Origin of the sequence: Streptomyces sp. NPDC006283 (assembly GCF_040613325.1) — a bacterium.
In the GTDB taxonomy this organism is placed as follows: Bacteria; Actinomycetota; Actinomycetes; order Streptomycetales; family Streptomycetaceae; genus Streptomyces.
On record NZ_JBEXRZ010000021.1, the window covers coordinates 38,481 to 52,576 of the forward strand.

Below are 14,096 nucleotides of genomic sequence, written 5' to 3' on the forward strand. Positions count from 1 at the left end.
CCGTTGAGGCCCACGCTCAGGGGGCCTCAACAGGCAGCACCTCGAAGAACGCCGCCACGAGCCGGGCCCGGCAATGGCCGACACGAACGTGGTCACGAGAACCTGCGCCCCGCCCGACGCCGGACCGCCGGACGCCGGACCGCCCGGCCCGCCGCAGGCCCCGTCACGGCCGCCGTGCCTGCGCGTTCACCTCCCGCACCCGTGCCCGCAGCGCCTCCCCGGGCGTCGCCGGCCGTACGTCCGCGGGTGGGCAGTCCCACTCCAGGCCACCGCCCGGCGGCCGCAGTTGCACATACGTGCCGACCTGCCCCATCACGGTCCCGACCCGCCCGTCCCGGACGTCGACGACGTACCCGCCGTCGCCCGGCGGCGCGCTCACTTCTCCAGCCCTTGCAGCACGGCCGCCAGCCGCAGCGCCGTGTCCACGTTGCAGCGCCCCAGGTCGATCAGCGGATACGGCGCCTCGCTCGCCAGCGACACCACGTCCACCCGCAGCGACGGCAACCTCACCGACACCACGTCCAGCCCCGCCCTGAGCTGAGCCACCACCTCCTCGGCCGCCCGCAGCCGCTCGGCCGATCGCACCACCGTCATGCCCTCCGCACCTCCAGTACGCAGTGTTCCGATTCCTCACCCAGCGTGTACAAGTGCTGGCTAGCCTGGGAAGAGACGGCGGCCCAACAACGTGACCTGTTGATCGGGGAGTTGCACCATGCCCGGACCCAAGGACCTCGACCCGTCGACCTCACCACGCGCCCTGCTCGGCGCGGAGCTGCGCCACGCCCGCATAAGGGCCGGTCTCACGCAGGACGAGCTGGGTGAGCCGCTGTTCGTCAGCGGTTCCTACATCGGCCAGATGGAAGCCGGCACGCGCCGCATCCTCCCCGAGCACGCCGCCCGCCTGGACGAGGTCCTGGACACGGACTCCTTCTTCACCCGCAACTGCGAGGTGTCCAACAAGTCGCGCTATCCGGACCACTTCGCCGAGGCGGCGGAGGCGGAAGCGGCGGCGGAGACCATCAAGGAGTACGCGCCGCTGCTCATCCCGGGTCTGCTCCAGACGGAGCCGTACGCGCGGGCGGTGTTCCGCGCCTACCAGCCGACGGCGCCCGAGTCCGTCATCGACGAGCTGGTGGAGGCGAGGCTCGACCGCGCGCGACTGCTGGCCGATCCAACAACGCCGTTGTTGTGGGCGGTCCTCGACGAGGCCGTGCTGCGCAGAGCGGTGGGCGGCCCCGCGGTGATGGCCGAGGCACTGTGCCACGTGACGGACCTGGCCAGGCGGCACCGGATCATCGTGCAGGTACTGCCGTTCACGGCGGGCGCGCACGCGTCGATGGGCGGCGCCGTCAAGCTGATGTCCTTCCCGGACGCACCCCCGCTCGCCTATCTGCAGGGCCCCGGCGCGGGCCAGTTGGAGGACGATCCCGCGGCTGTCGCCCGCCACCAGCTCGCCTACGATCTGGTCAGGGCCAGTGCGCTGTCTCCGAAATCGTCCCTGGCCCTGATCGACTCAGTGGCGGAGGATGACGCGCATGAAGACGAGCAGCCATGAGTACGACCTGACGACGGCCGTCTGGCACAAGTCCAGCTACAGCGGCGGCGACGGCGGCGACTGCCTCGAAGTCGCCACCTGGCGCAAGTCCACCTACAGCGACGGCAGCGGCGGCGACTGCCTCGAAGTCGCGGACGGCCACCCCGGCGTCGTCCCCGTCCGCGACTCCAAGCACCCCGACGGCCCGCACCTGGCCTTCCCCACCGCCGCCTGGACGGCCTTCGTCACCGACCTCAAGCGCGGCTGAGGCAGAAGTCCCGGAGCTCAAGTCCCGAGATTCGAGCGCTCTTCACAGTGATGTGGGTGGTGGGTCCCATTTCAACCCACCCACCCGCCCTGTCGAGTTGACATCGTGCGACCGACTTGCCACGCAGCGTCATCACGCTCTAGCGTTCGTTCCGATAAACGAACAACCCCCGCCAGGTGCTACCAACACCTGCGGGGGTCTGACCACAAGATCGAATGAGGCCTCGATCCATGGCTGACTGCCAGCTTAGTGCTGCCCCGCATCCCCTCGCCAACCCCGGCTACGGCAAGCGACTCGCGCCGGACCAACGCCCTCGCACGGACCACGACTTCGACCACCTCCCGAAGCGGGACCGGCCCCTCGCGGCGTACATCGACAAGCTCGCCGAGAACAGCGACATCTCGGTGAAGACGCTGGCCAAGCACACCACCCACGGCCAGTACGCCACCGCCCGCATCCTGGGCCGCCTCATCGAGGCCGGTCATCTGCGGCGCGGCCTCGAGCTGGTGGAGAGCGAGGCGGGATCGCTCCTGTGGGTGACCCGCACCTGGTGGTCCCGGACCGCGCGCGACGACGCCTGGTGGGCGGCGTTCCAGCGCGGCGACGTGCCGGTGGAGAAGCGCCGGCCGACCCGCTCCCGGGCGTACGTCCTGCTGGCGGCGCTGGGCCGAGAGCAGCCGGTGATGTCGCTGTCGCACGCCGAGTGCGAGGCGCTGGCGCCGCTCGTGGAGGAGTGGTTCGCGCGGGGCTCGGACGCCCGCCGGATCACACAGGCGCTGACGGCCGGCCTGCCGTCGCCGGTGCACGCCCCCGCCGCGCTCGCCCGCCGCCGCCTGATCGACAAGCTGCCGCCGGAGCCCGTCCGCGTACCGCCGCCGATCCGGATTCTCGAATGCGGCGAGTGCGGGGCGCCGGGCCCGTCCGACGCCCTCGTCGACGGGGCCTGCGCCCGCTGCCGTGGCGCGGCCCCGCCCGCACCACCGACTCTCCCCGCCGCCCGCGTCCGCGCCCACGCCGCCGAGGCCCGCGCGGCGGCCGCCCGCCCGCTCGAAACGACAGCGGCGGGGACCCCCGCTCCGACCCCCGTGACCAGCACCGATCCTCAGCGCGCGACACGGGCCCTGCCCCGGCGTTGAATGGATTCATGGGTGTCGAGCGGGGTTCGGGACACCGCAGGCGCCGGACACTCTGCGCAGCGGTCCTGGCTTCCCTGCTGGTGACGACCCATGTCACGGCCGCCGACGCCGCGGTGGCTCCCCCGCCACCGCCCCAGCTGACCGACAAGCAGGTGAACGACGCGGTCGCCCGGCTCGACGGCATGGTCCTCGACGGCATGAAGCGGACCGGCGTGCCGGGCGTGGCCGTGGCGGTCGTCCACGAGGACCGGGTCATCCACATCCGGGGCTTCGGCGAACGGGAGGCCGGCAAGCCCGGAGCCGTCACGCCGGACACGGTGTTCCAGCTCGCGTCGGTGTCGAAGCCGATGGCCTCGACCGTCGTCGCCGGAGCGGTCGGCGACAAGGCGATCACCTGGGACGACCCTGTGGTCGGACACCTCCCCGGCTTCGCGCTCAAGGACCGGTGGGTGACCGAACACGTCACCGTCGCCGACCTGTTCTCGCACCGCAGTGGTCTCCCCGAGCACGCGGGCGATCTGCTCGAGGACCTCGGCTACGACCGCGACTACGTGCTCTCGCGACTACGTCACGAGCCACTGACTCCCTTCCGTGCCTCTTACGCGTACAACAACTTCGGCGTCACGGCCGCCTCCGAGGCCGTGGCGAACGCGAAGAACACGCCCTGGGAGCAACTGTGCGAGGACACGCTCTACGCCCCGGCCGGCATGCACTCCACAAGCTCCCGTTTCGCCGACTACGAGAAGGCGGGCAACAAGGCGGTCATGCACGTCAAGGCGGGCGGCACCTGGGAGCCGAAGTACGTCCGCGACACCGACGTCACGGCCCCCGCCGGCGGAGTCAGCTCAACGGCACGCGACATGACCCGCTGGATGCGCCTGCAACTGGCGGGCGGCAGTCTCGGCGACGACCACATCATCCCCACGGCCCCGCTCAGCCGCACCCACCTCCCCGAGATCGACTCCCATCCCCCCGCCAACCCTGCCGGCCGCACCGGCTTCTACGGCCTCGGGTGGAACGTGGGCTACGACGACCGGGGCAGGCTCCGGCTCGGTCACTCCGGCGCGTTCAACCTCGGCGTCAACACCAACGTCAGCATGCTGCCGAGCGAAGAGCTGGGCATCGTCGTCCTCACCAACGGGGAGCCGGTGGGCCTCGCGGACGCCATCGCCGTCAACTTCTACGACACGGCGCAGTACGGGAAGCCGACGGACGACTGGCTGACCAGGATCGGCAAGGTCTACCAGCAGGAAGAGCGGAAGGCCCGCTCGCCCACCGACTACACCAGGCCGCCGTCCGACACGGCCGAGGCACAGCCCGACGACACGTACACGGGGACCTACCGCAACGACTACTACGGTCCGCTCGCGGTCACCGCCGCGGCCGACGGCAGGCTCACCCTCCAACTGGGCCCGAAGCCACAGCGCTTCCCGCTCACCCACTACGACGGGAACACCTTCAGCTTCACCCCGGTGGGCGAGAACGCGGCCGGCCCGACCGGCGTCACCTTCACCGTCGACTCGGCCGGCAAGGCCTCGAAGGTGCGCGTGGAAAGCCTCGACAAGACCGGCCTCGGCACGTTCACTCGCGAGGAGCGGACGCAAGGGGCGGCATCCCCGCCGTGACCGGGTCGACGGCCGCCGGCTCCCCCGCACTTCCTGCCCCGACACGGCGGTCGACCGTCGCACACGGTCGTCGTGCGCATGCGCCCAGCACGATGCGCCGGCCCTCCCCGAAGAGCCGACGCATCCCGTCGCACCGTCAGCCGGTGGGCTCGAGGACGAAGCGCGGGGCCTCGCAGTCGCCCAACTGCATGCGGGAGCCCGGCCCGCCTGACGGCTGTACGCACTCCGTCCCGCCCGGGCTCACGATGTCCAGCGGCCCCTCGGCAGGGCCTTCGAGGCGCCACTCCGTGGGAGTGTCGTAGAGGCACGGCACGGCGTCCACGAGCGGCGGGTGGATCTGCAGCGGGGCGACACCCAGGCAGCGCTGCTCACTGCCCACCTCGGTGATGCGGACCAGGTCGTCGCCCAGGCCGGTGACGTTCCACTCGGCGCAGTCCCCGAGGACAGCGGGCGCGAAAGGGCCCTCACCCGCCGGGGCCAGGCACTGCCCGGTCCCGACGTCACGGACGATGAAGGTGCCGTCGGGGACAACGGCATGCGCAGGGGCGGCCTGCACCACGACCGCTGCTGCGGACGCGGCGAGGGACAGCAGGGTACGGAAGTGCTTCACAGCGGATTCCTCCGAGGACGGGAACACGACGGGGACCTCAGCGCCGGGGCCGTGGGAGATCCCGGCCGGCAGAGTTGATCTTGACGTTCCGATTGTCGGGAAGCCCGCGTCACGCGCCCGTACGTTCGACGTTCACCCGACCGGCAGGGGCACGCAGGAAGCACACCCGCACCCGGGAGAGCCGGCCGCGGCCGGCCCCCTTCCCACTCCCCAGCCTCCACGGCCGTCCGTGCCGCCCACGAAAACGAGAAGCCCGCGGCCACGCCCGGGCGTAAATTAGGGCCCATGAGCCGACGACGACATTGATCCACCGCAGCGGGTCCAGGAACGGGCTGTCGCGGGCCGCCTCGCGGGTGAGCACCCGGCGTCCCCCGTCCGTTCCTCCGAAGGACCACACGCATGCTCGCCTCTTTGTCGTGCCCGGCCGACCCCCGCGTCCGCAGTCTGTGCCGAAAGCTGTACGCCTACGCGGGACTTGAGGACTTCGTCCTCCTCTATCCGCTCTACGCTCTGCTGTTCGCCGAGAACGGCCTGACCACCGCCGAGATCTCCTCGCTCTTCGCCATCTGGTGCATCGTCGGCCTCGTGGTGGAGGTGCCGTCCGGCGTGTGGGCCGACGTCGTGTCCCGCCGGGCCATGATGGTTGTCGGCCCGTTACTGACGGCCGTCGGTTTCGCCCTGTGGGCTCTGCCGCCCTCGTACCTCACCTACGCCACCGGCTTCACGCTCTGGGCCGTCGGCGGCTCCCTGCGGTCCGGTTCGACGGAAGCCCTCGTGCACGAAGAACTCGAACGGCTCGGCGCCACCGACCGGTACGGGCAGATCATGGGCAGGGCCGCCGCGGTGGGCATGGCGGCAACGGCCGCCGCCACCGCCGCCGCCGCGCCCGCGCTCGCCTTCGGCGGTCACACCCTGGTGTGGGGCGCCAGCGTCGGCACCTGCCTCCTGTGCGCGGCGGTGGGCGCGACACTGCCCGAACACCGCACTGCCGTCCACCGCGAGAAGGCCGAACGACCCGGCCGCATCGCGACGTTGCGCTCCGGCATCACCGAGGTGCGCAGCAGTCGGACCGTCCGGCGGACGATGACCCTCGCCGTCGTGATCACCTCGGTGTGGGGTGTACTGGACGAGTACGTGCCGCTGCTGGCCGCGTCCACCGGCGTCGCGACCGAGACCGTGCCGCTGCTGGTGCTGGTGGTCTGGGTCGGCGTGACGCTCGGCTCGCTGCTGGTGGGGCCCGGCGAGCGGCTCTCCGGGCGCACCGTCGGTGCGATGGTCGCCGCGGCGGCAGTGGCGCTCGCGGCGGGGGCGCTGTCCGGCACGGTCGCCGGATTCGTACTGCTCGGGGCAGCGTTCCTGGTCTTCCAGCTGGCGGACGTGCTGGCCGACGCCCGCCTCCAGGCAGCCATCACAGGACCGAGCCGCGCGACCGTCACGTCGCTGGCCGGACTGGGCACCAACGTCGCCTCGCTGCTGGCCTTCGGCACGTACGCTGCCCTGTCCCCGCACGCCTCGCACGGCACGGTCTTCGCCCTGCTGGCCCTGCCGTACCTGGCGGTGGCCGTCGCACTGGGCCGCCACCGGCCGGCGACGACCCCGCCCCCCGCGATGCAGAAGCAGGGTGAAGGTCGGACCGCGTAAAAGCAGCCGGAAACGCCCGAGGGCGGCACCCCCTGGGAGTGGGGTGCCGCCCTCGGTCAAGGACGGTTGATCAACCTGTCGGTCGATCAGAAGTCCATGTCACCGCCCGGCATGCCGCCACCGGCAGGCGCGGCGGCCTTCTCCGGCTTGTCGGCGATGACGGCCTCGGTGGTGAGGAACAGCGCCGCGATGGAGGCCGCGTTCTGCAGGGCAGAGCGGGTCACCTTCGCGGGGTCGATGATGCCCTCGGCGATCATGTCGACGTACTCACCGGACGCGGCGTTGAGGCCGTGGCCGACGGGCAGGTTGCGCACCTTCTCGACGATGACGCCACCCTCGAGACCACCGTTGACGGCGATCTGCTTGAGCGGAGCCTCGAGCGCGAGCTTCACGGCGTTGGCGCCGGTCGCCTCGTCACCCTGGAGCTCGAGCTTCTCGAAGACCGAGGAGGCCTGGAGCAGGGCCACGCCACCACCGGCGACGATGCCCTCCTCGACGGCCGCCTTCGCGTTGCGAACGGCGTCCTCGATGCGGTGCTTGCGCTCCTTGAGCTCAACCTCGGTCGCGGCGCCGGCCTTGATGACGGCCACGCCGCCGGCCAGCTTCGCGAGGCGCTCCTGGAGCTTCTCACGGTCGTAGTCCGAGTCGCTGTTCTCGATCTCGGCGCGGATCTGGTTGACGCGACCGGCGACCTGCTCGCTGTCACCGGCACCGTCGACGATCGTGGTCTCGTCCTTGGTGATGACGACCTTGCGGGCGCGGCCCAGCAGGTCCAGGCCGGCGTTCTCGAGCTTGAGGCCGACCTCCTCGGAGATGACCGTGCCGCCCGTGAGGATGGCGATGTCGTTCAGCATGGCCTTGCGGCGGTCGCCGAAGCCCGGGGCCTTGACGGCGACGGACTTGAAGGTGCCGCGGATCTTGTTCACGACGAGCGTGGACAGGGCCTCGCCCTCGACGTCCTCGGCGATGATCAGCAGCGGCTTGCCGGACTGCATGACCTTCTCCAGCAGCGGAAGGAGGTCCTTCACGTTGCCGACCTTGGAGTTGACGATCAGGATGTACGGGTCGTCCAGGGACGCCTCCATACGCTCCATGTCGGTGGCGAAGTACGCCGAGATGTAGCCCTTGTCGAAGCGCATACCCTCGGTGAGCTCCAGCTCCAGACCGAAGGTCTGGGACTCCTCGACGGTGATGACGCCTTCCTTGCCGACCTTGTCCATGGCCTCGGCGATGAGCTCGCCGATCTGGGTGTCGGCGGCGGAGATGGAGGCGGTGGAGGCGATCTGCTCCTTGGTCTCCACGTCCTTCGCCTGCTCGAGCAGGGCGCCGGAGACGGCCTCGACGGCCTTCTCGATGCCGCGCTTCAGGGCCATCGGGTTGGCGCCGGCGGCCACGTTGCGCAGACCCTCGCGGACGAGCGCCTGGGCGAGGACGGTCGCGGTGGTCGTACCGTCACCGGCGACGTCGTCCGTCTTCTTGGCGACTTCCTTGACCAGCTCGGCGCCGATCTTCTCGTACGGGTCCTCGAGCTCGATCTCCTTGGCGATGGAAACACCATCGTTGGTGATCGTGGGGGCGCCCCACTTCTTCTCGAGGACGACGTTCCGGCCCTTGGGGCCAAGGGTGACCTTGACGGCGTCGGCGAGCTGGTTCATCCCGCGCTCGAGACCGCGCCGTGCCTCCTCGTCGAACGCGATGATCTTGGCCATGTGAAGTGGTCCTCCCGGACTGGGGTGGATTGCTTCGGATCGCATCCGGTGCCCGCGACGGACGGCCTGCGTACCCTGTGGTTCCTTGCCCCACCAGGTGTGCGGACCTCACCGACCCGATCCAAGTTCTGTCACTCTCACTGGGAGAGTGCTAACGCCAATGATTAGCACTCGACCCCCGAGAGTGCAAGCGGCTTCGAGGATGCGGACACGCGGGCGCGTCCTCGTGCACACGCACGAGGGGCCCGCCTCCCGTGACCGGGTTGCGGGCCCCTCGCGCGTGAGTGCGTCGGTGGCCGATCGCGCCTGGAACAGATCAGACGGCGAGCTTCACCATGTCCGCCTGCGGACCCTTCTGGCCCTGCGAGATCTCGAATTCGACTCGCTGACCTTCTTCAAGGGTGCGGTACCCGTCCATCTGGATCGCGCTGTAGTGGACGAAAACATCCGCACCACCGTCGACCGCGATGAAGCCGTACCCCTTCTCCGCGTTGAACCACTTGACGGTGCCCTGAGCCATGCCTAACTCCCCTATTACTGGCCCTTGCGCAGGACCGCACTTCGCGGACCTGGGTCAGACCTCACCCCAGCAGGAGGGGTGTGCGCCGGAACGCGTCGACCGCGGCTGAATGTATCCGCCCAACTGCCCTCTGCAACAGGTCAATCGGACGAGAAATCTGGGCAGGACCGAACGGCTGATTCATATGAATTCATGTAATTCCGGGGCAAGTCGGGCCCGGCAAATGACGCCTAAGAGGCAATTCGATCGCACAGTTTGGCCGCATTCTTGCGGAACTTGAAGGCATTCTCGAGCGGCCGGCGGAGGGGGCTTCCCAGACTCTATCGCGCTCAACCATGCAGAATTGCCCCCTCCGCTTCTCTCGCGGAGGGGGCAATTTCTGTAACTGCGGGTAAATCTCTGGGGATGGATCAGTCGCCCGCCCCCATATCGCGTCAGCCGCCGGCGACCGCAGGAATGATCGACACGCCCGCGCCGTCCGGCGTGGCCGTCTCCAGCCCCTGCTCGAAACGGACGTCGTCGTCGTTCACGTAGACGTTGACGAAGCGGCGCAGCTTGCCCTGGTCGTCCAGGACGCGGGCCGCGATGCCGGTGTGGTTCTTCTCCAGGTCCGCGATGACCTCGGCGAGGGTCGCACCCTCCGCCGGGACCTCGGCCTGGCCGCCCGTGTACGTACGGAGAATGGTGGGGATGCGGACGTTGACACTCATGTTCGTCACCTCTCGGCGGAGTACGGCGGGTTGCGGATTCAGTGAGCGGCCAGGCCCGCGTCGCGGAACGCGTCCAGGCTCGGGCGGATGACGGCGGTCGCCTGCGAGGTCTCCGCGACCGCGTCGAGGGTCTTGAGGCCGTCACCGGTGTTGAGGACGACGGTGGTGAGCGCCGGGTCGAGGACGCCCGCCTCGATCAACTTCTTCGTCACGCCCACGGTCACGCCACCCGCCGTCTCGGCGAAGATGCCCTCGGTGCGGGCCAGCAGCTTGATGGCGTCGACGACCTGCTCGTCGTTGACGTCCTCGACCGCGCCGCCCGTGCGGCGCGCGATGTCCAGCACGTACGGCCCGTCGGCCGGGTTGCCGATGGCGAGCGACTTGGCGATGGTGTTCGGCTTCTGCGGGCGCACGACGTCGTGCCCGGCCTTGAAGGCCGTGGAGACCGGCGAGCAGCCCTCGGCCTGGGCACCGAAGATCTTGTACGGCTTGTCCTCGACGAGCCCGAGCTTGATGAGCTCCTGAAGGCCCTTGTCGATCTTCGTCAGCTGCGAGCCGGACGCGATCGGGACGACGAGCTGGTCGGGCAGCCGCCAGCCGAGCTGCTCACAGATCTCGTACGCGAGGGTCTTGGAGCCCTCCGCGTAGTACGGGCGCAGGTTGACGTTGACGAAGCCCCAGCCCTCGCCCAGCGGGTCGCCGATGAGCTCCGAGCAGAAGCGGTTCACGTCGTCGTAGTTGCCCTCGATACCGACGAGTTCGCCGCCGTACACCGCGGCCATGACGACCTTGCCCTGCTCGAGGTCGTGCGGGATGAACACGCAGGAGCGGAAGCCGGCCCGCGCGGCGGCGGCTCCGACCGCGCCGGCGAGGTTGCCGGTGGAGGAGCAGGACAGGGTGGTGAAGCCGAAGGCACGAGCGGCCTCGATGGCTTGGGCGACGACGCGGTCCTTGAAGGAGTGCGTCGGGTTGCCGGAGTCGTCCTTGATGAACAGACCGCCGGTGACGCCCAGTTCGCGCGCGAGGTTGTCGGCCTTGACGAGCTTGGTCCAGCCCGGGTTCAGGTTGGGCTTGTCGGCCACGTCGGCGGGGACGGGCAGCAGGGGGGCGTAGCGCCAGATGTTGGCGGGGCCCGCCTCGATCTGTGCGCGGAGCTTCTCGACGTCGCCGCTCGGCAGGTCGTAGGCGACTTCGAGCGGCCCGAAACACTCGGCGCAGGCGAAGATGGGGCCGAGTTCGAAGCGCTGTCCGCACTCGCGGCACGACAGTGCGGCGGCGGGTCCGAGATCCACGGGCGTGGTGGCGGGGGTGCTTGCGACAGTCTGCGCAGCCATGATGGCGAGGCCCTTTCTCCTCATCTTCCTCGTGACGCATTTCGCCACAAGACGGAATTGGCACCTTCCCCACCGTGACCTCGCGGTCGGCGGGAGGGTTGCCGGGGCTTCAACGGGCCGTTCCCTCTGCCCCTCTGGATGAGCGGTATGGCACCGGACGTGCGGTCCGGGCGTTTGTGTGCGTGCACCCCCGAGATGCGAGGGTCCTTCGCGTTGCTCAAGACTGTAACCGAACCCTCGGACGGTTGAGATAGTCGTCCGACCCGCGAGATGGATCACACGACCTACTGTCAAGGGAGACGCGACGTGCTCGATGAGGTGGCGCGCTGGTTGAGCCGGCGCTCCTGGTCCGCATCCGACCGCTCGCTCGACCGGCTGATATCCGCCAAGGTCAGGCAGGGGTCGACGGTCAGTGTGGTGCTGCCGGCGCTGAACGAGGAAGCGACGGTCGGAGACATCGTGCGGATCATCCGCCGGGAGCTCATGGAGGCCGTCCCGCTCGTCGACGAGCTGGTGGTGATCGACTCGGCCTCGAGCGACCGCACGTCCGAGGTGGCCGCCGCGGCAGGTGCCCGGGTGGTGCACCGGGACTCGATCCTGCCGGGCCTGCCCGCGGTGGCCGGCAAGGGAGAGGTGCTGTGGCGGTCACTCATGGTGACGAGCGGCGACATCGTCTGCTTCGTCGACGCGGATCTGCGCGACTTCTCCCCCGACTTCGTCTCGGGCATCGTCGGCCCGCTGCTGACGGAGCCCGAGGTCCAGTTCGTCAAGGCGATGTACGACCGCCCGCTGGGCGGGGGCGCCGCGCCCGGGCCCGACGGGACACCGGCCCAGGGCGGCCGGGTGACCGAGCTGGTGGCCCGCCCGCTGCTGAATCTGCACTGGCCGCAGCTCGCCGGCTTCGTCCAGCCGCTGGGCGGCGAGTACGCGGCACGGCGCTCCCTGCTGGAGCGACTGCACTTCCCCGTCGGCTACGGCGTGGAGCTCGGCCTGCTGGTCGACTCGCTGAACCTGGTCGGCCTGGACGCTCTCGCGCAGGTCGACGTCGGCACCCGCAAGCACCGCCACCAGGACGGGCAGGCGCTCGGCAGAATGGCCGCGACGATCTACCGCACCGCCCAACTGCGCTTGTCCCGGCCCCACTTGGTGCGTCCGTCGATCACCCAGTTCGAGCGGGTCGACGGCGGCTTCGCACCGCGGACCTACCGGGTGGACACCGAGGAGCGTCCGCCGATGCTCGAGATCGGTGAGTACGCGGCGCGTCGCGCGGCATAACCAGGAACCGCCGGTCATTTTGCATACATTTCCGGCGTATGGGACTCATCGGATTTCTTGCACCGGCGCGCGGCAGGCACCGCAGGGCCACGCCCTCTGTCGGCCGCGAGCGGCTGACCCGACTCATCGGCACGCTGGCGGTCACCGCCGCCGCGGCCCTCGGCCCGGCCGCCGCGGCGACGGCACTGGCGGCGCCCGCGGCCCCCGCGACGGCGGCCCCGGCGGAGCAGGACACGCCCCGCGTGCACCAGGTGGAGATGGCCCGCACCGGCGGCACGGCGGAACAGCTGTGGCTGCTCGGCGGCGTCGCGCTGAGCCTCACCGCGGCCGGCATCGTCGCGGTGGCGGCCACCCGCGGCCGCCGCCGCCGCGACCACTGACCTCACGCCCTGGCCCGGCCCGTCCAAGGAGGCACATATGCACCGGACGCAGACCACCCGCACCGGGCCGGGCCCGAGCGTGGCCCGGCCCGCGACCCGCCCGGAACCGCACGTTTGAGGCCCGGCGGTACGGGCTAGGTTTCGGCACATGGTCTCCGACGCAGCACAGATCCTCGTCGCGTCCAACCGCGGCCCTGTCTCGTACACGCTGACCGAGGACGGCGGGCTCGACGCCCGCCGCGGCGGCGGAGGGCTCGTCTCCGGCCTGTCCGCCATCGGCTCCGACGCACAGTCGCTGTGGGTGTGTTCGGCGCTGAGCGACGGCGACCGGCAGGCGGTACGGCGCGGGGTGGGAGAACCCGGTGTGCGGATGCTCGACATCGACGCGGCCGTCCACGCCGACGCGTACAACGGCATCGCGAACTCCGTGCTGTGGTTCGTCCACCACATGCTGTACCAGACGCCGCTGCAGCCGGTCTTCGACCAGGACTTCAGGCGGCAGTGGAGCGCGTACCGGCTGTGCAACCGGGCGTTCGCCGAGGCCATCGCCGCGGAAGCCGCCGACGACGCGGTGGTCCTTGTGCAGGACTACCACCTGGCCCTGGTGCCCGGCATGGTCCGCGAACTCCGCCCCGACCTGCGGATCGGACACTTCTCGCACACCCCGTGGGCGCCGCCCGAGTACTTCGGGTTGCTGCCGGACGACATCGCGGAGGAGTTGCTGCTGGGGATGCTGGGCGCGGACCGGCTCGGGTTCCTCACCAGGCGCTGGATGCGCTCGTTCCAGAGCTGCGCCGCCTCCGTGCTGTCCCAGTACGACGGGGTGTCGCTGTGGCCCAAGGACCAGGAGCCGGCCTTCGAGTACCGGATGCCCGGCCACGGCCGCAGGCACACCCGGCTCGGGGTGCACGGCCTCGGAGCCGACGCCGACTTCCTGCGCGAACGCGCCGGCCGGCCGGACGTCGACGAGCGCATGGCCGCACTGCGTGAGCAGGTCGGAGAGGGCCGCAGGACGATCGTGCGGGTCGACCGCACCGAGTTGTCCAAGAACATCGTCCGGGGGCTGCTGGCCTACCGGGAGCTGCTGGAACAGCACCCCGAGTGGCGCGAGCGGGTCGTGCACATCGCGCTCGCCTATCCCTCGCGCCAGGATCTCGCGGTCTACCGCGACTACACGGCCGAGGTCTCCCGGCTGGCCGACGAGATCAACGCCCAGTACGGCACGGACGGCTGGACGCCGGTCGTCGTGCACGTCAAGGACGACTTCGCCCGGTCGCTGGCCGCGTACCGGATGGCCGACGTGGCCCTGGTGAACCCCATCAGGGACGGGATGAACCTGGTGGCCAAGGAGGTC

At 70.3% G+C, this 14,096-nt stretch carries 15 protein-coding genes and 1 riboswitch; of the genes, 8 read left to right on the top strand and 7 right to left on the bottom strand.

Annotation, left to right across the window (positions count from 1 at the left end):
• Positions 1–163: 163 nt before the first annotated feature.
• Together ABZ070_RS07440 and ABZ070_RS07445 are read right to left on the bottom strand one after the other, a co-directional pair.
• A complete protein-coding gene (locus tag ABZ070_RS07440) occupies positions 164–379 on the bottom strand; it encodes a hypothetical protein (protein ID WP_356630971.1) in 216 nt (71 codons plus the stop codon).
• A complete protein-coding gene (locus ABZ070_RS07445; protein ID WP_356630937.1) occupies positions 376–594 on the bottom strand; it encodes a hypothetical protein in 219 nt (72 codons plus the stop codon). The genes ABZ070_RS07440 and ABZ070_RS07445 overlap by 4 nt, the downstream gene beginning before the upstream one ends.
• Before the next feature lie 118 nt (positions 595–712).
• Here ABZ070_RS07445 and ABZ070_RS07450 point away from each other — a divergent pair, with 118 nt between their 5' ends.
• The 4 genes from ABZ070_RS07450 (at position 713) to ABZ070_RS07465 (ending at position 4,563) form a co-directional block, all read left to right on the top strand.
• A complete protein-coding gene (locus tag ABZ070_RS07450) occupies positions 713–1,555 on the top strand; it encodes a helix-turn-helix transcriptional regulator (protein ID WP_356630939.1) in 843 nt (280 codons plus the stop codon).
• Positions 1,536–1,802, top strand: a complete 267-nt coding sequence (locus tag ABZ070_RS07455) for a DUF397 domain-containing protein (protein WP_356630941.1) — start codon at positions 1,536–1,538, stop codon at positions 1,800–1,802. The genes ABZ070_RS07450 and ABZ070_RS07455 overlap by 20 nt, the downstream gene beginning before the upstream one ends.
• A 230-nt stretch (positions 1,803–2,032) precedes the next feature.
• Positions 2,033–2,938 (top strand): hypothetical protein, encoded by a 906-nt coding sequence (locus tag ABZ070_RS07460; protein ID WP_356630943.1) that lies wholly within the window; start codon positions 2,033–2,035, stop codon positions 2,936–2,938.
• An 8-nt stretch (positions 2,939–2,946) separates the two neighbouring features.
• Complete coding sequence (locus tag ABZ070_RS07465; RefSeq protein ID WP_356630945.1) at positions 2,947–4,563, top strand: serine hydrolase; 1,617 nt, start codon at positions 2,947–2,949, stop codon at positions 4,561–4,563.
• A gap of 136 nt (positions 4,564–4,699) precedes the next feature.
• Here ABZ070_RS07465 and ABZ070_RS07470 read toward each other — a convergent pair whose 3' ends face one another.
• Positions 4,700–5,173 carry a hypothetical protein gene (locus ABZ070_RS07470; protein ID WP_356630947.1) on the bottom strand — a complete coding sequence of 158 codons (474 nt, stop codon included), beginning with the start codon at positions 5,171–5,173 and terminating at the stop codon, positions 4,700–4,702.
• Between the two features lie 399 nt (positions 5,174–5,572).
• Between ABZ070_RS07470 and ABZ070_RS07475 the strand changes: the two genes are divergently transcribed.
• Positions 5,573–6,814, top strand: coding sequence for an MFS transporter (locus tag ABZ070_RS07475; protein WP_356630949.1), 1,242 nt, complete (start codon positions 5,573–5,575; stop codon positions 6,812–6,814).
• A gap of 86 nt (positions 6,815–6,900) precedes the next feature.
• Here ABZ070_RS07475 and groL read toward each other — a convergent pair whose 3' ends face one another.
• The 4 genes from groL to thrC all read right to left on the bottom strand — a co-directional run bounded on the left by groL (position 6,901) and on the right by thrC (position 11,087).
• Positions 6,901–8,523, bottom strand: a complete 1,623-nt coding sequence (gene groL / locus ABZ070_RS07480; RefSeq protein WP_356630951.1) for a chaperonin GroEL — start codon at positions 8,521–8,523, stop codon at positions 6,901–6,903.
• A 316-nt stretch (positions 8,524–8,839) separates the two neighbouring features.
• Positions 8,840–9,043, bottom strand: coding sequence for a cold-shock protein (locus ABZ070_RS07485; RefSeq protein ID WP_005315736.1), 204 nt, complete (start codon positions 9,041–9,043; stop codon positions 8,840–8,842).
• A 434-nt stretch (positions 9,044–9,477) separates the two neighbouring features.
• Complete coding sequence (locus ABZ070_RS07490; protein WP_018847107.1) at positions 9,478–9,753, bottom strand: MoaD/ThiS family protein; 276 nt, start codon at positions 9,751–9,753, stop codon at positions 9,478–9,480.
• Between the two features lie 38 nt (positions 9,754–9,791).
• The gene (gene thrC / locus ABZ070_RS07495) at positions 9,792–11,087 is read right to left on the bottom strand and encodes a threonine synthase (protein ID WP_356630953.1); all 1,296 of its coding nucleotides are present in this window, start codon (positions 11,085–11,087) and stop codon (positions 9,792–9,794) included.
• A gap of 17 nt (positions 11,088–11,104) precedes the next feature.
• Positions 11,105–11,232: riboswitch (SAM riboswitch) on the bottom strand.
• A 161-nt stretch (positions 11,233–11,393) separates the two neighbouring features.
• Between thrC and ABZ070_RS07500 the strand changes: the two genes are divergently transcribed.
• The 3 genes from ABZ070_RS07500 to ABZ070_RS07510 all read left to right on the top strand — a co-directional run.
• Complete coding sequence (locus ABZ070_RS07500) at positions 11,394–12,362, top strand: glucosyl-3-phosphoglycerate synthase (RefSeq protein ID WP_356630955.1); 969 nt, start codon at positions 11,394–11,396, stop codon at positions 12,360–12,362.
• Between the two features lie 38 nt (positions 12,363–12,400).
• Positions 12,401–12,742, top strand: coding sequence for a hypothetical protein (locus ABZ070_RS07505; RefSeq protein ID WP_356630957.1), 342 nt, complete (start codon positions 12,401–12,403; stop codon positions 12,740–12,742).
• A 148-nt stretch (positions 12,743–12,890) separates the two neighbouring features.
• Positions 12,891–14,096, top strand: a 1,206-nt coding sequence (locus tag ABZ070_RS07510; protein ID WP_356630959.1) for a trehalose-6-phosphate synthase, incomplete at its 3' end; no start/stop codon positions are given.

Bases quoted from the DNA above. Each gene is read 5' to 3' on its own strand.
- ABZ070_RS07490 (WP_018847107.1), bottom strand. From the start codon at position 9,753: ATGAGTGTCAACGTCCGCATCCCCACCATTCTCCGTACGTACACGGGC.
- ABZ070_RS07475 (WP_356630949.1), top strand. From the start codon at position 5,573: ATGCTCGCCTCTTTGTCGTGCCCGGCCGACCCCCGCGTCCGCAGTCTG.
- ABZ070_RS07445 (WP_356630937.1), bottom strand. From the start codon at position 594: ATGACGGTGGTGCGATCGGCCGAGCGGCTGCGGGCGGCCGAGGAGGTG.
- ABZ070_RS07450 (WP_356630939.1), top strand. From the start codon at position 713: ATGCCCGGACCCAAGGACCTCGACCCGTCGACCTCACCACGCGCCCTG.
- ABZ070_RS07465 (WP_356630945.1), top strand. From the start codon at position 2,947: ATGGGTGTCGAGCGGGGTTCGGGACACCGCAGGCGCCGGACACTCTGC.
- thrC (WP_356630953.1), bottom strand. From the start codon at position 11,087: ATGGCTGCGCAGACTGTCGCAAGCACCCCCGCCACCACGCCCGTGGAT.
- ABZ070_RS07455 (WP_356630941.1), top strand. From the start codon at position 1,536: ATGAAGACGAGCAGCCATGAGTACGACCTGACGACGGCCGTCTGGCAC.
- ABZ070_RS07505 (WP_356630957.1), top strand. From the start codon at position 12,401: ATGGGACTCATCGGATTTCTTGCACCGGCGCGCGGCAGGCACCGCAGG.
- groL (WP_356630951.1), bottom strand. From the start codon at position 8,523: ATGGCCAAGATCATCGCGTTCGACGAGGAGGCACGGCGCGGTCTCGAG.
- ABZ070_RS07460 (WP_356630943.1), top strand. From the start codon at position 2,033: ATGGCTGACTGCCAGCTTAGTGCTGCCCCGCATCCCCTCGCCAACCCC.
- ABZ070_RS07485 (WP_005315736.1), bottom strand. From the start codon at position 9,043: ATGGCTCAGGGCACCGTCAAGTGGTTCAACGCGGAGAAGGGGTACGGC.